Annotated in this window: 17 protein-coding genes and 2 pseudogenes; 13 read left to right on the plus strand and 6 right to left on the minus strand. The window is 71.6% G+C overall.

Annotated features, from left to right (window positions below; all coding sequences use genetic code 11):
• Positions 1–95 precede the first annotated feature (95 nt).
• From ACXAHD_RS09235 to ACXAHD_RS09250, 4 genes are all read left to right on the plus strand, one after another.
• Positions 96–758 (plus strand): GNAT family N-acetyltransferase, encoded by a 663-nt coding sequence (locus ACXAHD_RS09235; RefSeq protein ID WP_281551303.1) that lies wholly within the window; start codon positions 96–98, stop codon positions 756–758.
• 108 nt (positions 759–866) lie between these two features.
• Positions 867–1298, plus strand: a complete 432-nt coding sequence (locus ACXAHD_RS09240; RefSeq protein WP_281551302.1) for an SCP2 sterol-binding domain-containing protein — start codon at positions 867–869, stop codon at positions 1296–1298.
• Positions 1295–3364 (plus strand): amylo-alpha-1,6-glucosidase, encoded by a 2070-nt coding sequence (locus ACXAHD_RS09245; RefSeq protein WP_281551301.1) that lies wholly within the window; start codon positions 1295–1297, stop codon positions 3362–3364. Before ACXAHD_RS09240 ends, ACXAHD_RS09245 begins: the two co-directional genes overlap by 4 nt.
• Before the next feature lie 28 nt (positions 3365–3392).
• Positions 3393–4271: an LLM class flavin-dependent oxidoreductase gene (locus tag ACXAHD_RS09250; protein WP_475049783.1), complete on the plus strand. Its 879-nt coding sequence runs from the start codon at positions 3393–3395 to the stop codon at positions 4269–4271.
• Between the two features lie 34 nt (positions 4272–4305).
• On the opposite strand, the gene ACXAHD_RS09255 is transcribed toward ACXAHD_RS09250, so the two are convergent.
• Complete coding sequence (locus tag ACXAHD_RS09255) at positions 4306–5121, minus strand: potassium channel family protein (protein ID WP_281551299.1); 816 nt, start codon at positions 5119–5121, stop codon at positions 4306–4308.
• Here ACXAHD_RS09255 and ACXAHD_RS09260 point away from each other — a divergent pair.
• The gene (locus ACXAHD_RS09260) at positions 5120–6553 is read left to right on the plus strand and encodes a TrkH family potassium uptake protein (protein ID WP_475049786.1); all 1434 of its coding nucleotides are present in this window, start codon (positions 5120–5122) and stop codon (positions 6551–6553) included. The two genes, ACXAHD_RS09255 and ACXAHD_RS09260, sit on opposite strands and share 2 nt — an antisense overlap.
• Positions 6546–7220: a potassium channel family protein gene (locus ACXAHD_RS09265; RefSeq protein ID WP_281551297.1), complete on the plus strand. Its 675-nt coding sequence runs from the start codon at positions 6546–6548 to the stop codon at positions 7218–7220. The genes ACXAHD_RS09260 and ACXAHD_RS09265 overlap by 8 nt, the downstream gene beginning before the upstream one ends.
• Before the next feature lie 49 nt (positions 7221–7269).
• On the opposite strand, the gene ACXAHD_RS09270 is transcribed toward ACXAHD_RS09265, so the two are convergent.
• The 3 genes from ACXAHD_RS09270 to ACXAHD_RS09280 all read right to left on the minus strand — a co-directional run bounded on the left by ACXAHD_RS09270 (position 7270) and on the right by ACXAHD_RS09280 (position 9475).
• A complete protein-coding gene (locus tag ACXAHD_RS09270) occupies positions 7270–7923 on the minus strand; it encodes a class I SAM-dependent methyltransferase (protein WP_281551296.1) in 654 nt (217 codons plus the stop codon).
• Between the two features lie 115 nt (positions 7924–8038).
• The gene (locus ACXAHD_RS09275; RefSeq protein ID WP_281551295.1) at positions 8039–8551 is read right to left on the minus strand and encodes a mycothiol transferase; all 513 of its coding nucleotides are present in this window, start codon (positions 8549–8551) and stop codon (positions 8039–8041) included.
• A gap of 318 nt (positions 8552–8869) precedes the next feature.
• Complete coding sequence (locus tag ACXAHD_RS09280; RefSeq protein ID WP_475049788.1) at positions 8870–9475, minus strand: GNAT family N-acetyltransferase; 606 nt, start codon at positions 9473–9475, stop codon at positions 8870–8872.
• A 78-nt stretch (positions 9476–9553) separates the two neighbouring features.
• Between ACXAHD_RS09280 and ACXAHD_RS09285 the strand changes: the two are divergent.
• The 3 genes and pseudogenes from ACXAHD_RS09285 to ACXAHD_RS09295 all read left to right on the plus strand — a co-directional run bounded on the left by ACXAHD_RS09285 (position 9554) and on the right by ACXAHD_RS09295 (position 11813).
• A pseudogene (locus ACXAHD_RS09285) lies at positions 9554–10061 on the plus strand (nitroreductase family protein).
• A gap of 99 nt (positions 10062–10160) precedes the next feature.
• Positions 10161–11126 (plus strand): annotated as a pseudogene (locus tag ACXAHD_RS09290) (NAD(P)/FAD-dependent oxidoreductase); the annotation flags it as partial.
• Positions 11127–11234: 108 nt separating this feature from the next.
• On the plus strand, positions 11235–11813 hold the full coding sequence (locus ACXAHD_RS09295; RefSeq protein ID WP_475049800.1) for a class I SAM-dependent methyltransferase: 579 nt from the start codon (positions 11235–11237) through the stop codon (positions 11811–11813).
• Between the two features lie 62 nt (positions 11814–11875).
• On the opposite strand, the gene ACXAHD_RS09300 is transcribed toward ACXAHD_RS09295, so the two are convergent.
• Positions 11876–15313, minus strand: a complete 3438-nt coding sequence (locus ACXAHD_RS09300) for a reprolysin-like metallopeptidase (RefSeq protein ID WP_475049790.1) — start codon at positions 15311–15313, stop codon at positions 11876–11878.
• A gap of 191 nt (positions 15314–15504) precedes the next feature.
• On the minus strand, positions 15505–17316 hold the full coding sequence (locus tag ACXAHD_RS09305; RefSeq protein ID WP_281551291.1) for a sulfatase-like hydrolase/transferase: 1812 nt from the start codon (positions 17314–17316) through the stop codon (positions 15505–15507).
• 137 nt (positions 17317–17453) lie between these two features.
• Here ACXAHD_RS09305 and ACXAHD_RS09310 point away from each other — a divergent pair, with 137 nt between their 5' ends.
• From ACXAHD_RS09310 to ACXAHD_RS09325, 4 genes are read left to right on the plus strand one after another with little or no spacing between them, the layout of a single operon-like run.
• Positions 17454–18122, plus strand: a complete 669-nt coding sequence (locus tag ACXAHD_RS09310; RefSeq protein ID WP_281551290.1) for a permease-like cell division protein FtsX — start codon at positions 17454–17456, stop codon at positions 18120–18122.
• On the plus strand, positions 18119–18742 hold the full coding sequence (locus tag ACXAHD_RS09315) for a SigE family RNA polymerase sigma factor (RefSeq protein WP_475049793.1): 624 nt from the start codon (positions 18119–18121) through the stop codon (positions 18740–18742). The genes ACXAHD_RS09310 and ACXAHD_RS09315 overlap by 4 nt, the downstream gene beginning before the upstream one ends.
• A 27-nt stretch (positions 18743–18769) precedes the next feature.
• On the plus strand, positions 18770–18928 hold the full coding sequence (locus tag ACXAHD_RS09320; RefSeq protein WP_281551288.1) for a hypothetical protein: 159 nt from the start codon (positions 18770–18772) through the stop codon (positions 18926–18928).
• Positions 18929–18968: 40 nt separating this feature from the next.
• Entirely contained in the window at positions 18969–20324 is a 1356-nt protein-coding gene (locus ACXAHD_RS09325) for an FtsX-like permease family protein (protein ID WP_281551287.1), read from the plus strand.
• The last annotated feature ends 3 nt before the right edge of the window (positions 20325–20327 follow it).

Raw genomic sequence — 20327 nt, forward strand, 5'->3', positions numbered from 1 at the left:
CAGCGGCACTTCCGGATAGCGGCATGTCCGGGCGGGGAACGGCTTCTCCATCAGGGCGGCGCGCCGGCCGTCCCGTACGGCAGGAGGCAGGCAGGGTGCTGGACAAGCGTCTCTACCATCATCTGGTCAGCTGGCTGGGCCAGTGGCCGGCCGGCCGGGCGTTGCAGGTGGTCGGCTCGGAGCGGCGGATTCGACCGGGCTGGGACGGCCGACCCCATCCGGTGGTCGGCGTCGGGGCGCCCGGCGGCGCGGTGCTGTCCGTGCCACCCGACAAGGTCGAGGCGGTACGCGCGTTGACCGACCTGCCGCTCACCGATCTGCTGGCCAAGTTGCCCACCGCGGTCGGCCGTCCTGGCTGGCGGGCGCAGCGCACCGTGTTCCGGTACTGTCTGGCGCCGGCGCCGCTGCCCGACGCCGGGGACTGGATCGACTCCGCTGACGAGTCGTTGCCGCCCTGGCTGCGGCAGTTCACCAACCCGGTGCTGGTCGCCCGGGACGCCGAGGGGACGTTCCTGGCCGGGGTCGGGCTGAAGCGGCACGGCGCGCACGGCCAGGAGATCGCGGTCGGCACCGTACCGGCGGCCCGTGATCGTGGTCTGGCCCGCCGGCTGGTCGCCCAGGCCGCCCGTCGGGTGCTCGACGGCGGCGCCGTCCCCACCTACCTGCACGCGGTGGGCAACGCCGCGTCGGCGAAGGTGGCCTCGGCCGCCGGGTTCCGCGACCGGGGCTGGACTGCGTACGGCATCTCCGCCGACTGACCGGGTACCGGAGCTCTGCCCTGACACCCGGGCCGGCTTCACCCGGTACGGGTGATGCCGTACCACCCGATCGGCCGCGACCCTGCCACTGGGTGGAGGGAGCGGATCATGCCGCAGACGACGCAGCGGGCGCAGACCACACGGACGGCCTCGGCGCGTGAACCGATGCCGGCGACGCGGGAGTTCTTCGACCGCCTCGGCCAAAAGGAGAACGCGGCGCTGCTGCGGCAGATCTCCGGGACGGTGCGGTTCGACCTGGCACACGACGAACAGGTGGACTACTGGTTCGTCACCTTCGATGACGGCCGGGCCAGCCTGGTGCGCGAGCAGCGGGACGCCGAGAGCGTGCTGCGTACCGATCAGGAGGTCTTCGAAGGGATGGCCCGGGGCGAGATCAACCCGATGGCGGCGATGTTACGCGGCGACATCATGGTGCTCGGCGATCTTCGCCTGCTGATCCTGATCGAGCGGATGATGCCCGGCCCACCCGGTTCCCACGACCCACGCGCGTTCGCCCGGCGGGAGAGGACTGAGCAATGACCGAGGGAATGGTCAGTATCCTGGACGGTAACACCTTCGTGGTCAGTGACAGTCAGGGCGACATCGACGCCTCTCCGGCGGCACCCACCGGGCTGTTCTCGTTCGACACCCGGTTCCTGTCGAAGTGGCAGCTGACCATTGACGGTGAGCGGTTGTCCTCACTGTCGGTCGATGACCTGCAGTACTTCGAGGCACGGTTTTTCCTGGTGCCCGGCGAGCCGACCCACTACGTCGATGCCGAGATGTCGGTGATCCGGCAGCGCTGGGTGGGCGGCAGCTTCGACGAGGAAATTACCATTCTCAACCATGCCCAGGAGCCGGTGGAGCTGAAAGTCCGGCTGGAGGCGGGCAGTGACTTCGCCGACCTGTTCGAGATCAAGGACGTCCGGAACAAGGTCGGCAAGCACTACGCCCACGTCGACCGGGACTGCCTGCGGCTCGGCTACCAGCGGGAGAGCTTCCACCGGGAGACGGTCATCTCCAGCAGCGAGCCGGCGGCGATCGACGAGCACGGACTCAGCTTCACCATCGTCGTCGAGCCGCACGGCCGGTGGGTCACCCACATCAAGGTGAAGACCACCGCGATCGGTCCGGACGGTCGTGACCTGCGCGAAGGGATGCTCGGTCAGCACTTCGACCGGGCCAAGCCGGAGATGCGCCGGGAACTGGACGAGTGGATCGCCCGGGCACCCCGGCTGTCCTGCGAGTGTGAGCCGCTCGCGTCGACGTACCGGCGGAGCCTGGTGGATCTGGCCGCGCTGCGCTACACCCCGTTGTCGCTGGCCGGCCAGTCGGTGCCGGCCGCCGGTGTGCCGTGGTTCGCCACCATGTTCGGCCGGGACAGCATCTTCACCAGCCTGCAGGCATTGCCGTTCGCTCCGGAGCTGGCGGCGTCTACCCTGCGGCTGCTCGGCGGGTTGCAGGGCAGCAAGCTCGACGACTTCCGGGACGAGGAACCGGGAAAGATCCTGCACGAGATCCGGTACGGCGAGTCGTCGGCCTTCGAGGAGCAGCCGCACACTCCGTACTTCGGAGCAGCCGACTCGACCCCGCTGTTCGTCGTGCTGCTCGACGAGTACGAGCGGTGGAGCGGCGACGTCAAGCTGGTCCGGGCCTTGGAGGTCGAGGCCCGGCAGGCGCTGTGCTGGATCGACACCTACGGTGATCTGCTCAATAACGGCTACCTGTGGTACGAGCGGCGCAACGAGGAGACCGGGCTGGAGAACCAGTGCTGGAAGGACTCCTGGGATGCGATCTGCTACCGCGACGGCCGGCTGCCCGGCTACCCCCGGGCGACCTGTGAGCTGCAGGGGTACGCGTACGACGCCAAGATGCGCGGCGCCCGGCTGGCCCGCGAGATCTGGCACGACCCGGGGTACGCCGACCAGTTGGAGCGGGAGGCGGCCGACCTGAAACATCGGTTCAACCGGGACTTCTGGGTCGCCGACGGGGAGTACTTCGCGCTCGCGCTGGACCCGGAGGGCGGCCAGGTCGACGCGTTGTCGTCGAACATAGGCCACCTGCTGTGGAGCGGCATCGTCGATGCCGGCAAGGCCAAGAAGATCGCCAAGCACCTGGTCAGCCCGCGGATGTTCTCCGGCTGGGGGGTGCGGACCCTTGCCGAGGGGGAGGGCCGGTTCAATCCGATCGGCTACCACGTCGGCACGGTCTGGCCGTTCGACAACTCGTTCATCGCCTGGGGCCTGCGCAAGTACGGCTTCGTCGAGGAGTCGGCCCGGATCGCCGACGGGATCATCAACGCCGCGCAGTACTTCAACGGCCGGCTGCCGGAGGCGTTCGGCGGCTACGACCGGGCGCTGACCAAGTATCCGGTGGAGTATCCGACCTCCTGCAGCCCGCAGGCCTGGTCGACCGGGGCCACCCTGCTGCTGCTGCGGACCCTGCTCGGCCTGGAGCCGCAGGGTGAGCACCTGGTGGTCGACCCGGCGTTGCCGATCAGCATGGGCCGGATCGAACTATTGGACATTCCCGGCAGGTGGGGCCATATCGACGCGTTCGGTCGTGGCCGGATGGACATTCACCGCAGGGAACGCCAGCCGGCCTGACGGGACATCCGGGCGTAGGGTATCGACCGTGCGGGTTGGGATTGTGATTCTGCCGGACGAGCCGTGGTCGGTGACGTCGCGCCGCTGGTGCCAGGCCGAGGAGTGGGGCTTCGACCACGCCTGGACCTACGACCATCTGGGATGGCGGGATCTGGTCGACGGGCCGTGGTTCGACGCGGTACCGACGCTGGCCGCCGCCGCGTCCATCACCTCCCGGATCCCGCTGGGCACCCTGGTTGCCTCGCCGAACTTCCGGCACCCGGTGCACTTCGCCCGGGAGATCACTGCCTTGGACGACATCTCCGACGGCCGGGTGCTACTCGGGGTGGGTGCCGGCGGGCTCGGCTTCGACGCCACCGTCCTCGGCATGCCGCCGCTGACCCCGCGCGCCCGCGCCGACCGGTACGCCGAGTTCGTCGAGCTGCTCGACCTGCTGCTGCGGACCGACCGGGTCACCTGGCAGGGCCGGTACTTCCGGGCGGTCGACGCCCGCAGCGCCCCTGGTTGCCGGCAGCGCCCCCGGGTGCCGTTCGTCCTGGCCGCCAACGGGCCCCGGTCGTTGGACCTGGCCGCCCGGTTCGGTACCGGCTGGGTGACCACCGGCACCGTCTTCGACGACCAGGCCGCCTGGTGGGCCTCGGTGGGCCAGTTGGCGCAGCGGTGCGACACGGCGTTGGACCGGGCGGGGCGGGACTCCGGCAGCCTGCGCCGGTACCTGTCGCTGGATTCGGCACCGGTCTTTTCGTTGACCAGCGCCGACTTCTTCGCCGCCGCAGTCGACCGGGCCGCTGGGCTCGGGTTTACCGACGTGATCACCCACTGGCCGCGCCGGAGCAGCTGGTACGCCGGCGACGAGCGGGTGCTGGCTGAGGTGGCGACCGACGTACTGCCGCAGTTGCGGGCCTGACTCTGCCCGCCGAGCGCCGCCCGCCGACGAGGCGTCAACCGGACCGGTCGGCCGGCCGTGGTCCGGGCAGCTCGGCACTGGGCTGGCGGTCGGCCCGCAATCCGGCCACCTCGGCCCGCAACGCGGCGAGTTCCTCGGTGAGCGCGACGACGTCGGCGCGGGTCGCCGGCGACTCGGCGGTGTCGGCCTCGCCCGCTGCGGAGATGCGCTCCACGATCCAGCTGGCCAGCGAGCCGGTGACGAAACCGATCAGGCCGATACCGCCGATCATCAGTGCCAGCGCCACGAACCGGCCGGTGCTGGTGATCGGGTAGTAGTCGCCGTAGCCGACGGTCGTGATGGTGACCACCGACCACCACAGCGCGTCCGGATAGGTGTTGATCGCACCGTCGGGATGGCTGCGTTCGGCGTCCAGCACCGCCAGCGCGGAGACGATCACCAGCAGTACCGTGGTGGAGCCGACGTAGAGCGCCAGCCGGCCACGGGCCCAGACCTCGGTGCGTCGGGTCAGCAGGAGCACCGCGGTGACCAGCCGGAGCATCCGCAACGGCCGGAGGATGGGCAGCAGCAGCACGATCAGGTCGAACAGGTTGGCGCGGACGAACCGCCACCGGTCGCCGGCCAGCCACAGCCGGACGAGGTAGTCGACCCAGAAAAGCGCCCAGATCACGATGTTGGCAGCGACACACACGGCGTGCCAGCGCGCCGGCATCTGCGGGTAGAGAATGGGCGCGGCATAGACGACGAGGAACGCCACGGCGAGCACGGTCAACCCGGCCGCTGTCTGGCGCTCCCACCTGGCGGTTCGGTCCTCGCGGTGGGGGTCGGGCCCCGGATCCTGGAGAGACATGCCCGACAGGCTGCCTGATGGCGGCAACCGGCCCGCCACCGGCCCCACCGCGACCTCGGCTGGCCGGCGTCGTCGGTGGCGGGTCCCGATGTGGCGGCGCGGTGCCGACCGGTTCCAGCACCCGGCCCAGGTGATCGCCGGCGGGTTCGCTGCCGCCATCGCGCTCGGTACGGCGCTGCTGATGCTGCCGGCGGCGAGCCGGTCCGGCACCTCGCCGCCGCTGATCGACGCCCTGTTCACCGCGACCTCCGCGGTCTGCGTGACCGGGCTGGTGGTGGTCGACACGGGGGGTCACTGGTCGGCGTTCGGCCAACTGGTGATCATGGGCCTGATCCAGATCGGCGGACTGGGCATCATGACCCTGGCGACGCTGTTCACCGTACTGCTGTCCCGCCGCCTCGGCCTGCGGGCCCGGTTTCTCGCCCAGGCGGAGACCAAGACGCTGAGCCTGCGCGACGTCCGCCGGGTGGTGCGCAACATCGTGCTGTTCAGCCTGGCCAGTGAACTCGTGGTCGCGCTGGTGCTGACCGTACGGTTCGCGGTCGGCTACGACTACCAGTGGGGTCGGGCCGCGTACCACGGGGTGTTCCACGCGGTCTCGGCGTTCAACAACGCCGGCTTCGCCCTGTACGCCGACAGTCTGATGCGCTTTGCCGTCGATCCCTGGATCACCACCACCGTCGCCCTGGCGGTGATCGTCGGCGGACTCGGCTTCCCGGTGGTCTTCGAACTGCTCCGGTGCTGGCACCGTCCCCGCCTCTGGTCGGTGCTGACCCGGATCACCGTGGTGCTGACGGCCAGCCTGCTGGCCGTCGGCACCATCGTGTTCACCCTGGTCGAGCTGCGCAACCCGGCGACGTTCGGCCCACTCGACGGCGCGCACAAGGTGCTGGCCGGCTTCTTCGCCTCGGTGATGACCCGTACCGCTGGGTTCAACAGCGTCGACATCGCGGCCATGCGGCCGGAGAGTCTGCTGCTCAGCGACATCCTGATGTTCATCGGTGGCGGCAGCGCCGGCACCGCCGGCGGGGTCAAGGTGACCACGGTCGGCCTGCTGGCCTTTGTGCTGTGGGCCGAGATGCGCGGCGAGACCCGGGTGAACGTCGGCTCCCGTCGGGTGCCGGAGGGCAACCAGCGGCAGGCGCTCGCGGTGCTGCTGCTGTCCCTCGGCGCGGTGGCGGTGGCCACCTTCACCCTGCTCGCCATGACCCGGTACCCGCTCGACCAGGTGCTGTTCGAGGTCGTCTCGGCGTTCGGCACCGTCGGGCTGTCCACCGGCATCACCGCCGGCCTGCCACCAGCGGCCGACGTCCTGCTGGTCGTGCTGATGTTCATGGGCCGGATCGGGCCGTTGACCGTGGCGTCGGCACTGGCGCTGCGGGAACGGAGCCGGCGCTACGAACTTCCGGAGGAGAGGATCATCGTTGGCTGACGCACGCAACGAACCGGTGGTGGTGATCGGGCTCGGCCGATTTGGCGGGGCGCTCGCCGTCGAACTCAACAACCGGGGCACCGAGGTGCTCGGTATCGACGGCGATGCCCGGACCACCCAGAGCTACAGCGGGCAGCTGCCGCATCTGGCCACCGCCGACGCCACCGACGTCGAGGCGCTGCGCCAGCTCGGGGTGAACGAATTTCACCGGGCGGTGGTCGGCATCGGCACCGACATCCAGGCCAGCATCCTGGCCACCTCGTTGCTCGCCGAGCTCGGCGTGGCGGACATCTGGGCGAAGGCGATCAGCCGGCAGCATGGCCGGATCCTGGAACGGGTCGGCGCCCATCACGTGATCCTGCCGGAGCACGACATGGGCGAGCGGGTCGCCCATCTGCTGACCGGGCGGCTGCTGGACTACGTGGAGGTCGACCGGGACTTCGCGATGGTCAAGACGACTCCGCCGCAGGACGCGGTCAGCGTGCCGTTGCGCGAGTCGCGGGTCCGGTCCCGGTACGGCGTGACGGTGGTGGCGGTGAAGAGCGAGGCACGGGGCCCGGACGCCCGGTTCACCTACGCCACCCCGGACACCGTCCTGATGTACGGCGACATCGTCCTGGTGCTGGGCAGGATCGACGACGTGGAGCGGTTCGCCGAGTCCGGCTGACGCCCGGCGGGCAATCGGTCAGCGGCGCGGCCGCAGCCGGCAAGAGCGGTCAGCGGCGCGGCCGGCGGGCGTGGTAGACGAAGGCTGGCGGCAGGTTGCCGAGCACCGTACGCCCCATCACCACCTCCTCGAACCGGTCCCGCAGCAGTTGCCGGAACCGACGGGCCGGCGGGGTCTGCGCGGTCAGTACGTACGCGAATGTGGTGAATGCCCCGTCCGGCCCCAGCACGTCGCATACCGCGCCGAGGGCGGACAGCTGCAGATCACGCGGGAAGGAGACCCACGGCAGCCCGCTGACCACCACGTCGGCGGTGGCCAGGCCCCGCCCGGCTACCAGGGTCCGGCAGTCGGCGGCGTCGCCGACGATCACCTCGACCTGCGGGTGCCGTCCGGCCAGCAGGTCGGCAAGTGTCGGGTTGAGCTCGATCGCCAGGTGCCGACCCCGGCCGCCGAGCCGCTGCTGGATCACCCCGGTGAAGGCACCGGTGCCGGGCCCGAGCTCGACGACGACCGGGTCGCCGCGTTCCGGGACCGGCGCGGTGATCGCCTCGGCCAACCGCTGTGAGCTGGGGGCGACCGCACCGATCCGGGTGGGCGACCGGAGGAACTCGCGCAGGAACGCCCCGGCGTCGCCGCCGCGCCGGGCAGCCGGAAGCGGCGCGGACTGCGGCGTGGCTGCGCTCTCCGACACGGGTACGGACATGAGGGGACTCCTCTGCGCGGGTGCTCCGGCGAGCCGGGAGACAGGGCATGCCTCGGTCCGGGAGACACAGCATGCCTATTGCGGCACACCCTGTCAAAAGGGTGGCCGGTCGCGGTCAGCTGGTCGCGCTGAGCAGCCCTCGAAGCCAACCGGCCTGACCGACGTGCTGCAGGCTGTCGTTGGCCACGCTGACCAGCCGCGCGCCGAGGGTCACCGGCGGATCCCACCGTTGGTCGACGATCCGGTCCAGGTCAGCGTCGGTCAGGCCGACCAGGAACCGCCGGGTCCGGTCGGCGACCGCCGTGTAGTAGTCGACCAGCGCGGCAGCGCTCTCCGGCGCCACCGCCGCCACCTGCTCGGCGCTGTGCCCGTACCCGGTGTCCGCCGGATCGGCGGTCCGGCCGAACCGCCGCGCCCAGCTGTCGCCGGCCCAGACCTGCGGCTCGCCGATCACCTCGGCCAGATGGTCGTCCTGGACCCGGGTCAGGTGCCAGACCAGCCAGCCGATCGGGTTCGTGCCCGACGCTGGTGACCAGCGCAGCTGCTCCGGGCTCAGCCCGTCGACAGCCGCGTGGACCAACTCGGGCAGCCGGTCGAAGGTCTCCACCAGCAGCGCGCTCGAATTCACCGGGCCTGTCTCCTCCCTGGGGCGTCGATGTCCCCGGTCCTGGGCTGGGCCGTGGCGACCCTGCCCGGCCGGCCACGGCGGCCGCAGGCTATCAACGTGCCACGGCCCGCCGACTGCTCCTTCCCGGTCGGCACCACGCTTCTTACCCGGTTCCAGGCCGACTATCTGAGCCGGCTGGCCGCCGCGAGGCGGCGGCGTCCGATGGGCCGTGCACCCCCGTCTGGGCGGTGACGTCGGCCAACCACGGCAACACCCGGCGCAACCCGGTGCCGGTCCACCGGCTCGCCCCGGTCGCATCCCTGCCGAACAGCTGAGCGGTCAGAGCCGCTCGAACGGTTCGGCGTAGCGGAACCGGCCCGGTGCCGGCGTGGCCCCGCCCAGCGGACGGGCCTGGAAGTAGGGCCCCCACCGCGGATCGGGCGCGACGATGCCGAACTCGCTGGCCGGCCGCAGCCCGAACCGGCGGTAGTACGCCGGTTCGCCGAGCAGCGCGACGAGTGTCTCGTCGCGGGCTTCGGCGGCGGCGAGCACCGCGTGCATCAGCGCCGAGCCGACGCCGGCGCGTTGCCGGTTCGGGCGTACCGCCAGCGGGCCGAGGCCCAGCACCGGCCGGCTGTCGAGTTGTCCCCGGGTGCAGACCACGTGCCCGACGACCTCGCCGGTGGCGTCCAGGCCCGGCAGGTGCCCGTCCTGCCCGCGTCCAGCGCCGGCGTCGACGGCGACGGCGACCAGCGACAGCGCCGGGATCCACGCGGGGTCGGCACGCAGTTCGTCCAGCAGCCCGACCTCGGCCGGCGTTTCGGTCACGGTCCCCGGCCGGTCCGTCGGCTCCGGCCGGTGCGCAGCCGGCGGCCGGCTGAAGGCTGCTGCCACCACCTCCCGGACCGCCGCGACGTCGCCAGCTCGTTCCCGCCTGACCAGCACGGCCGCCATCCGATCAGGCCGGGCCCCGGCCGGCAACCGGATTCCCGGCGCGGCTTGGGACAATGGGGCGCGATGCTCATCGACCTGTACGACGTCATTCATCGGCGCCGCGACGTGCGGGCCGAGTTCACCGGCGCGCCGGTGCCGGACGAGGTGCTGCACCGGGTGCTAACCGCCGCGCACGCCGCGCCGAGTGTCGGGCTCACCCAGCCGTGGGACTTCGTGCTGGTGCGCGATCCGGCGGTGCGTGACGCCTTCCACGCCCATGTGCAGCAGGAACGGCAGACGTTCGCGCAGACCCTCGACCCGGTCGCGGCGGCCCGGTTCGCGCACATCAAGATCGACGGGGTACGGGAGGCCACCCTGTCGATCGTGGTGACCTGCGGAAGGTCTCGGGGTCGGTTGGGTCTCCTTCTACCGGGAGCCGTTCCTGCGGGACCTGCTCGCCATCCCGGCCGGCATCCGACCGGTGGCCTGGCTCTGCGTCGGGCCGGTCAGCCGGCTCGCCGACGAACCCGACCTGGAGCGGCACGGCTGGCGGCGGCGCCGGCCGGTGACCGACGCCCTGCACCACGACCGGTGGTGAGTTTCGCGGAGCCTGCCGACCACCGGCGTTTGCCAAAACGGCAAGGAAGTTTGCCGCTACCCTGGCGGCGGCGGATCGTGGGTGCCGGAGGTGGTCAGGATGGCTGACGACAAGGTGGGGGGACCCACGTACCGGGTCGCCGTGGCGGTGATCGGCGGCGGTGCCGCCGGGTTGAGCGCGGCGCTGACCCTGGCCCGGGCCCGGCGGGCCGTGATCGTGATCGACGCGGGCGAACCCCGCAACACGCCCTCGGCCGGCGTGCACGGCTACCTCAGCCGCGACGGCATCAGCCCGGCCGGGCTGGTCGCCGCTGGCCGGCAGGAGGTCGAACGGTACGGCGGCGTGGTGCTGCCCGGCCGGGCGGAGGCGGTCGAGCGGGTCGACAGCGGATTCGAGATCAGCCTGGCCGACGGCCGTACGGTGGCCGCCCGGCGGCTGCTGTTCGCCACCGGCGTGGTCGACGAACTGCCCGACATCCCCGGGCTGCGGGACCGCTGGGGCCGCGACGTGCTGCACTGCCCGTACTGCCACGGGTGGGAGGTCCGGGACCAGCCGGTCGGGGTGCTCGCCACCGGCGAGATGGCGCTGCACCAGGTGCAGCTGTTCCGGCAGTGGACCTCCGACCTGGTGCTGTTCACCCACACCGGCGTCGACCTCACCGACGAGCAGGCCGAACAGCTGGCGGCCCGCGGCGTCCGGGTGGTGCCGGGCGAGGTCGTCGGGCTGGAGGTGGCCGACGACCGGCTCACCGGGGTGCGGCTCGCAGACGGGACCATGGTGCCCCGGGCGGCGGTGACGGTCGCCTCCCGGCTGCGGGTCGACGACCGGCTGCTGACCAAGCTGGGGGTGCCGCTGACCAGGCATCCGAGCGGGATGGCCGAGCAGGTCGAGGCGGACCCGACCGGGCGTACCCCGGTGCCGGGAGTCTGGGCGGCCGGCAACCTGACCAACCCGTTCGGCCAGGTGATGGCGGCGGCTGCGGCCGGCGCGATGGCGGCGGCGGCGGTCAACGGCGACCTGGCCGAGGAGGACACCGCCGACGCGGTCCGCCGGCACCGGGCCGCTGTGGCAGGAGCGGACGACAGCGATCTGCCGGTGCACCACGGGCCGGCGGACGTGGCTGAGATCGTCAGCCCGACATTCTGGGACGAACGGTACGGCTCCGTCGACCGGGTGTGGAGCGGCAACCCGAACCCGCAACTGGTCGCCGTCGCGACCGAACTGCCCGCCGGCACCGCCTGCGACGTCGGCGCCGGCGAGGGCGCCGACGCGATCTGGCTGGCCGGCCGGGGCTGGAAGGTGACCGCCGTCGACGTGTCGGCGGTGGCGCTGCGCCGGGCCGCCGAGCAGACGGCGGCGTCCGACGACGACGTGGCGAAACGGCTCACCTGGCAGCCGGCCGACATCCGTACCTGGGACCCCGGGCCCGACCGGTTCGATCTGGTCACCGCCCAGTTCATGCACCTGCCGGACCCGGACCGGGCGATGCTGCACCGCCGGCTCGCGGCGGCGGTACGCCCCGGCGGCACCCTGCTGATCGTCGGCCACCACCCGTCCGACCTGGACGTGCCGGGGCTGCGCCGGCCCCGGATGCGGGACCTGCTGTTCACCGCCGAGCAGGTGGCGGCGGTGCTGGACCCGCGGCAGTGGGCCAGCATCCGGGCCGAGACGGTGCCCCGGCCGGGCACCGACCCGGACGGCAACCCGGTAACCGTTCACGACGCGGTGCTGCACGCCGTCCGCCGGCGCTGACAGACGCCCACGCGGCTCGCCGGGTGGGCGTCTGTCAGCAGTGGTCGGCAGTTCCCAGCCCCTTAGTACAGGACGAGGTCACCACCGGACGCGGTCAGGTTGATCTCCTCGGTGGCGGTGCCGGTCCAGCTCGACGAGAACATCAGCGTGTCACCGTCCCAGACGGTGATCCCGATCTTGTCCAGCTGGCCCGGCCCGCTGACCAGGGTCGCGCTCACCCGCATGGTCAGTCCGGTCGCCACCGCCACCGGCTGCTGCGGGGTGGACAGGTCGAACAGCGTCACCTGGTAGCGCAGCTGCGCCGTGGCGGGGCCACCGCCGAGAGCGTACGAGCCGTACGACTCCAGAACGTTGCCCTGGAACTTGTACCGCTGGTCGCCGGAGCGGTAGCCGACCAGCACCTTGCCGACCAGCCTCTCGCCGTAGGTGATCCGGCCATCGAGGTCGAACTCGATCCGGTGATCCGGGTCCAGCGGGTAGGCGCCAGCGGTCGACTCGCTGCGCAGATAGCCGTCGCCGAGGAACCGCAGCCTGGTCGGCGGGGAGACGGTCACCGTCGCGGTGACGGACCCGGTGTAGCGGCCGTCGACCGTGGTGGTCACCGGGTGGTTGCCGACCGGCAGGGTCGCCGTACAGCTGGCCATCCCGCCGGTGCGGTCGCTGCCCCACAACTTCACCTCGGTGGCACACAGGGTGGTGTCACCGCTGGTGAAGGCGAGCTGGGCACCTCGGACGTCGCCGGCCTCGGCGCTCACCGCCGCCCGCAGCAACACCTGCGCCTGCTCCGCGCCACCCTCCGGGTGCACCAGTGTGTCCCCGGTGTACGCCACCTCGGCCGCGCGGACCTGGTCGATGCGGATGTCGGCGTCGTTGAGGTCGAAGAAGACGTTGCCGACCGCTTCGATCTTGATCCGACCGGTGGTGGTGTCGATGTTCGGCAAGGTCACCGTGGCGCTGCCGTCGTTCGGCACCGCCTCGGCCAGCACGTACGGGAAGGTCTTCGCCCCATCCGTCGAAAGTGAGATCCGCACCTGTGCGGCGTTCACCGGCGCTGCGTCGGTGCCGGCCACGTCCCAGCTGACCTCCTGAACGGAGCCGCCGAGGTAGAACGACGGAACCGGCTGCGAGGTGACCAGGAACGGACCGGCGTCCGGGGCCAGCATGACCGCGGTCTCGGCGTTGCCGACCCCGCCGCCGCCGACCCGGCCGTCGCGTGCGGTCAGCTTGAAGTGCATGGTCCGGTCGTTGGCGTAGCCCACCCAGTCGGCGGTCGGCAGGAACTCCGAGTAGCAGTCGACCAGCGCCTGCGGCAGGTTCGACGCGCTGCCGCTGGCCGGTGGTGCCGGGGCGGCCGGGCAGGCACCGGTCACCGCGTTGGTGTTGCCGGCCAGGATCTGCGCCATGTCCGGGAAGACCCGGGTCGGGTCGTCGTCGACCGCGTTCAGACCGGGGGAGTAGTACTGCTCGGTGTCGTCCGGGCCGACCAGCGCCGCCGTGCCGAACACCCGGAACAGCGGGCCGTTGGTCTTGACGTTGTCAGTCAACGCGGTGCCGGCGGTGCTGACCCCGGCGATGCCACCGCGGTCGTTCTGCTCCCACAGATAGGTGAGGGCGTCACCGTCGGCGTCGGTGGCGCTGCCGGTCAACGCGAACGGGGTTCGCACCGGGACGGTGAACGAGTCCGGCACGGTCACCACCGGCGCGTGGTTGCTGGTCTCGGTGACCCGCCAGCCGCCGTTGTCGACCGGACCGCCCTTGGCGGTCTCGCCGACGAAACCGGCGGCACCGTGGAGGTCGGCCAACCCGAGCGGCAGTACGTTGGTCCGGGCCATCACGCCACCGTCGAACGTCACCTGGAAACCGGCGTCGGTGAGCGCACCGACGCCGCCGAACGCCGCGACGCTGACCGTCGCGCCGGCCGGCCACCCGGTGGTCGCCTCGATCGCCGCCTTGATGCCGGCGGTGGTGTAGTTGACCCCGCGGACGATCGGCGTCGACGACTGCCCGTCGTGCACGATCGTGAACGCGTCACCGTCGGTGTCGAAACCGCGCAGCGACACCGTCTGCACCTCGTTGATCGCCGGCCGGGCGGAGTTCACGAACGTGGTGATTTCGTGGTAGCTGCGCTGCGACCAGTACGGGTCGGTGTGCGGCTGCAGGTTGTCCTGCTGGCAGATGCCCGCGTACGCCATGATCGACGAACCGCTGCCCGGTTCGTACGAGTTGGTGGCGCTGCGGTTGCCGCCGGAGCAGTTCCACTGGGTGCCGTTGAAGGTGTGGTTGCCGGCGAACTGGTGGCCGATCTCGTGCGCCACGTAGTCGACGGCGTAGAAGTCGCCGATCGGGTTCGGCAGGCCGGTGCAGCCGCGCGCCTTGCCGTCGCCGCCGGCCACCCCCAGCCCGGCGACCCCGCCGCCGGGCAGACCGAAGCCGATGTGCCCGACGTCGTAGCTGCTCGCCCCGACCAGTTGGCCCAGCACGATCCGGTTGCGGTTGAGCGTCGCGCCGGAACACCCGGTCAGCTGTGCCGCGGAGAAGCACGGCGCGGAGCCGCACGGCCCGTCCGGGCCGGTGGCCAGCTCGGCGGTGTTCAGGTTGGTCTTGTCGGTGTCGTTGATCAGCACGAGCCGGATCGCGGTCTCGTCTTCGTAGATCTGAGTAACCCGGTTCACCAGCGTCACCTTGGCAGCTGTCACGTTCGCCGCACCGAAATAGTCGGCGTACGACGGGTCGGTGAGGAAAGCCAGCCGGTAGGTGCGCAGCTTGACCAGCGACCCGGCGGGGTGGTCGGCCTGGGCCTGCTCGACCTCCGGGTCGATCTGCGCGGCGGTGGTGTCGACGTCGCCCCGCTCGGTCAGCGGGCCGTGCCGGTTCAGCAGGTCACCGGCGTGGTAGCTGGCGTAGACGCTCTGGTCGCGGTGGTACGGGTCGACGTACCAGGACCCGGTCGACGAGCGGACCGAGGCGTGGAAGCCGAGCGGGGTCAGGTCGGCCCGGATCGTCGCCGTCGGGTCGTCGACGCCGGTGCCGGCGTACGTCCGGATGTCCGGGTGCCGGGCGGCGAGTCCGTCCTGCATCACCGGAGAGTCGACCACCGCGAACCGCTGCACCACTCCGTCCGGGTCGGGCACGGTCAGCACCAGCGGCGCCGTCGCGGCGGCCCGGTCCGACTCGTCCGGCGCCCGGTCCAGCTGGGCGGCGATCGCCTCCCGGTCCAGGGTGTACGCCGCGAACCGGTGCGCCTGGATGTCCGGCGCGCGACCGGACCGGCTGGCCGTCGGTACGTCGTCGAGCACGGCCCACGGGGTGCCGGCAATCGGCGTACCTTCCTGCGGCGCGGCACTGGCGGCCGTGGTCGGGCCGACCGCCGGCAGCAGCGCCGCCGCGACGACGGCGACGAGCAGGGCGATCAGACGGCGGTTGCCGGACCGGCTGGTCGCGGGCAGTGGCTGCGGACGGCCGTTCGGCGGCGAGTGGCGCCTCGACGAGGGCTTCCTCAAAATGTCTCCTCGGGAGTCCGTGACGATCCACAACCCGAACGGCCAGGGGTGTCCAGGCCGCCGGGCGATGGATCTCAAGGGTCGAAAGTCGACGCTAGGCCCCGAGTCGCGGGTACAGCCATCAGCCGTACGGCTGAGACAGTGCATAATGGCCGGCCTTACGAGACCGGCTCATGTGACGAGCGGAGCTCCTACTCGAAGGCGGTCAGGAACCGGTCCCGGAACGAGTCCATCTGCCACACCGGGGCCTGCGGACCGGGGCGCAGCCCTTCCTGCCAGTCCCAGCCGGCGACCCGGTCGAGGACCGCCTGGTCGCTGGTGACGATGGTGACCGGCACGTCGTGGCTGGCCCCCGGACCGGTCACCACCGGCGCCGGCTGGTGGTCGCCGAGGAAGACCACCACCAGATCGTCGTCGCCCTGCGACTCGATGTAGGAGATGATCGTGCTCAACGAGTACGCCACCGCCTTCGGGTAGTCGCTGCGCAATCCGTCCTCTGCGGACTTGTTGGCCTGGCCGGCGGCCATCGCCTCCCGGTCGAAGACCGAACCGTCGCGGACCGTGTTCCAGTTGACCAGCTGCGGCAGCGGGGTCCACGGCGCGTGGCTGGACAGCAACGCCACCTCGGCCATCACCGGCTGGTCGTTGTCGCGCCGCTCGAAGCGGTCGAATGCCGACAGCACATACTGATCGGGGATGGAGGCGAAGTTGAACCTGTCGCCCGCGTACCTCATGTTGCGCGAGTCGTAGACCTGGTCGTAGCCGAAGAACGCCCCCTCCGGCCAGGCCCGGCTGTTGCCGGGGAAGAAGCCGGCGACCCGCCAGCCGGCGTGGCCGAACGCCCGGGTCAACGTCAGCCGGTCACTGGTCACCAGGCTGCGGTAGCGCTGCTGGTTGTCCACCCACAGCCCGGACAGGGTGCTGGCGTGCGCCAGCCAGCTGCTGCCCCCGACCGTCGACGAGGTGAGGAACGCACTGCGCGACTGGAACCCCTGCGCCGCCAACCGCTGCGTACCGTCGTCGAGCAGATCGCCGATCAGCGGGCTGAAGTCGGGGTGGGTGACCGCGTCCCGGCCGTAGCTCTCCACGAACGCCAGCAGAACGTCCTTGCCACGTAGCGCGGTCAGCAGCTCGTCGCCGGGCACGTCCCGGAACGCGTCGACCGCTGCCAGCTCGGCGAACTCCTGCCGGTCCTGCAGGCTCGCGCCGATCTGCATGGTGTGGTCGTACGCCAACCGGGCGGTCGCCCGGTCGGCGATCGGCAGCCCGATCGTGCGCCACTCGTCCTGGTAGACCACCACCTGCGTACCGAGCAGGGCGAACACCAGCCAGCCGGCGGTCAGCGCACCAACCGTACCGCCGCCGATCCGTCGGTGTGCGGCCAACAGCCGGGCCAGCCGCAGCGTCGCGGCGACCAGCAGCGTCAGCACCGCGATCGTGAGCACGACGGTGCCGACCGCCGCGCCCACCGCTGCGGCCCGGCCGTAGGAGGCGTCGACGAACCGGAACCCGTCGGCCAGCAGACCCCAGTCCAGGACCGGGTCGAACGGCCGGTCCAGCACCGAGAAGAAGCCGATGTCGGCGACCTTCAGCGTGATCAGTACGCCGAGCAGCGCGCCGAGCGCGGCAGCCACCGGGGTGCGGACCCGGCCCGGCAGCACCAGCAGCAGCGCGGCGGCGACCAGCGCCTCGACCGGGATGCGGGCGAACGCGACCGGGACAATCAGATCCAGCTGGTACGGCAGGGTCATCGCGGCCAGCACGCCGCCGACCGCCAGCACGTCGGCCGACCATCGGGCGGTACGCCGTACCCGCGGACGCCACCGGTTGGCCGGCGGTGCTGTGCCATTCTGCGCCGTCGCCTGGTCCGGCCCGCCCTCCGCCGCTGGCGGGTCGGTCGGTGCCTGGTCCGCCGCCGTCTGGTCAGCCGGCTCGGCTACGGCGTCCTGGTCCGTCACGTCGTCAGCGGTGGTGGCCGGGGCGGAGTTCGTGGCGGAGGACAAGTTCGGGCCTTCCTGGTAGTCGGCCAGGCGGCGCGCCCTGCCGGACCGGACTCAGCACGATATCCGTACCACCGGACACCCACAAATACGCACGACCAGCCGGACCGGATCGATCTGCGGATCACCGGCTCCCGGCCGTGACCGGTCCGCCGCGTCGACCGGTCTTCTTCTGCATGGAACAGTTGCGGACGTACTTCGACCGGGCGCTCGACAGCGAACCGGCACCACCGGCGCCACTGGACGACCTGGCCCGAGTGGCCATGGCCGGCGGGAGCCGACTACGTCGACGCAGACAGATTGGGTACGCCGCCACGACGACCGCCGCTGCCGTGGCGCTTGTCGCGGTGGGCGTGCTGCTCCCGGTCAGGGACGCGCCCGAGCCCGTGCCGGCGCAGGCCGCCATGCCGTCGGCCTCGCCTGGCTGTGAACTGGTGCGTCCCACCAGCGCTGACGTGGCGACCGAAGCCGCCGTCTACCTGAGCGTCGACGTGACCGCCGAGCAGCGGCGCGCTGTCGACGCGGCGCTGCGGGCCGACCCGCAGGTCGGGTCGGTGGCGTATGAGAGCCGGCAGGACGCATACCAGCGGTTCGTACGGCGGTACCAGGACGATCCTGCTGTTCTGCTCGATCATCCCGACCTGATGGAGAAGGTGACCCCAGATCAGTTGCCGGAGTCTTTTCGGATTACCTTGGCGAACCCATCGGCGTACCAGCAGGTCAGCGGCGGACTACAGGCGATGCCCGGCGTCGAGACAGTCACCGGCTGGTTCTGCCTGTACGGCACGGACAAGCAGGTGGGCGAGTGAGTGGGGTTCGGGTCGTAGCGCCGGTCGCCGTGGACCTACCGGCGGAGCCGGCACCGACGAGGTCTGAGCGCGGCGGCGGTCCGCTGGCCCGCTGGGCCGCCAGCCGTCGGAATCAGCGAGTGGCCGGGGACGAGGCGTTCACCGCGTTCGTCGTTGACGCGGCTCCCCGGCTGCGCCGCGTCGCGTACCTGATGTGCCGGGACTGGCATCTCGCGCAGGACCTCACCCAGATCACCTTCACCCGGATGTACGCCTCGTGGAACCGGATCTGGCCCACGGCGAACCTGGACGCGTACAGCCGTCGGGTGCTGATCAACGCGGTCTCCGACGCGATGAAGCGGCGCAGCCGCACGGAGCTGGTGCTCGCCGAGCCGCCCGAGCCGGTGGCTCGGCCGACCGGCTCTGGCGGCTCGACCGAGCTGCAGATGGCGTTGCTGCAGGCGCTGGCGGAGTTTCCGGTGCGCGACCGGGCGGTGCTGGTGCTGCGGTACTGGGAGGATCAGAGCGTGCAGACCGTCGCCGAGATCCTCGGCATCACCACCTCGGCGGTGAAGATGTGCAGCATGCGGGCGCTGCAGCGGCTGCGTACCGTCCTCGGCGAGGACTTCCCGACCAGCTGATCGGTATCGCGACCTAGGCTGGGCGGCATGCCACCCGCGTCGACCTCACCGTACCGGCCGACGTCGCAGTACCGCTGGACGTTGCTCGACCTGGTCGTCGCGACGGCGGTGGCCACTGTCGCCTGGCAGTACCGTGCCTCGCTGGCGGACCTGGCGATCGGTTGGCCGGGTACTGCTCTCCGATGACCGGCACCCGGTTGGCCTCGCCGACCTCAGCGAGTACGGCGTGCTGGCCCTCAGCTGTGTGGCGATCTGGCTGATTGCGTACACCTTGCGGACCAGCAAGGAGCAGACGGCGGTTGAACTGCACGACGTCGTCGCACACAGCCTGGCGGTGAGGACCGTGCAGGCGGACGGTGCCAGCTACCTGATCGACCTGGACGCCGAGCAGGCCCGCAAGGCAATGGTCACGATCGGCGATACCGGCCGTGACGCGCGCGCCGGGCGTTACCCGGCCGCGGCGGGGGAGATTGCTGTCAACCGGTGCGCCGCCGACCGGCTCGGCGTCGGACCGGGCAGCACTCTGCGGCTGTACGGGGGCGACCCGACCGCTGCACCGGTCATCGCCACCGGCACCGGTGCCACCGTCGGCACTGCCAGCCTGCGCGCCTTCACCGACCAAGAACTGGCCGCCCGCGCCCCGGCCGACCTGGCACTGTTCGCCCACGACCAGCCGATCACCCCGGCTGTGGTCGAGCAGCTCCGGTCGCTCGACGCCGTCCGCCACGTCACCCCGTTCCAGCAGGCCCAGGCGACCATCGGCGACCGGTCGTACGCCACCATCGCCGTCGACCTAGCCGCACTGCCCCGGCTGACGATGCTGGTCAGCACCGACGGCGCGCTGACCGACCTCGGGCCGGGCCGGGTCGTGCTCGGCGAGGCGGTCGCCCGGGACCTGGCCGCCCAGGCCGGCGACCAGTTCGCGTACCGGGTTGAGGCCGGGCAGTTGAACCTGACCGTCGCGGCGGTGCTCGGCGGCGATGCGCCACTACAGTCCGATGTGGTACTGGTGCCAGGCGACCTGGACCGGCTCGGCGGTACGCGGACCGGGCTGCTGGCCGACTTCGCCGACGGCGTCGGTACCCGCGACGCGACAGTGGCCGCCGTACGGCAGCTCGGGGTCGCCGTCGGTGCCGACGTGGCCGTGCTGTCCGACTACCGCGAGGCGACCGACGCCGAGGTGACGTCGCTGTTCCTGATCGCATTGGGGCTGCTGGCGATGACCGTGCTGATCGCGGTGGTCGGGGTCGGCACCACCACCGCGCTGTCGGTGCTGGAACGCACCCAGGAAGTCGGACTGCTGCGGGCGCTCGGTCTGAGCCGGCGCCGGCTGCGGGCGATGATCCTGGTGGAATCAGGCCTGTACGGGGTGGTCGGCGCGGTGCTGGGGCTGGCGCTCGGCGTACCGCTGGCCTGGTTGTCGTTCGAGGCGCTGCGGCTGGGGATGCCGCCGGTGCTGCCGGCCGGGCAGCTGCTGGCGATCGTCGCGGCGTTGGCGGTGATCACCGCGATGGCCGGGTTGGCGCCGGCCCGCCGGGCCGCCCGGGTCAGCCCGGTCGCCGCCATCGGCGACCCGGACTGAACG

This window comes from Micromonospora sp. ABR4_055, from assembly GCF_056160425.1.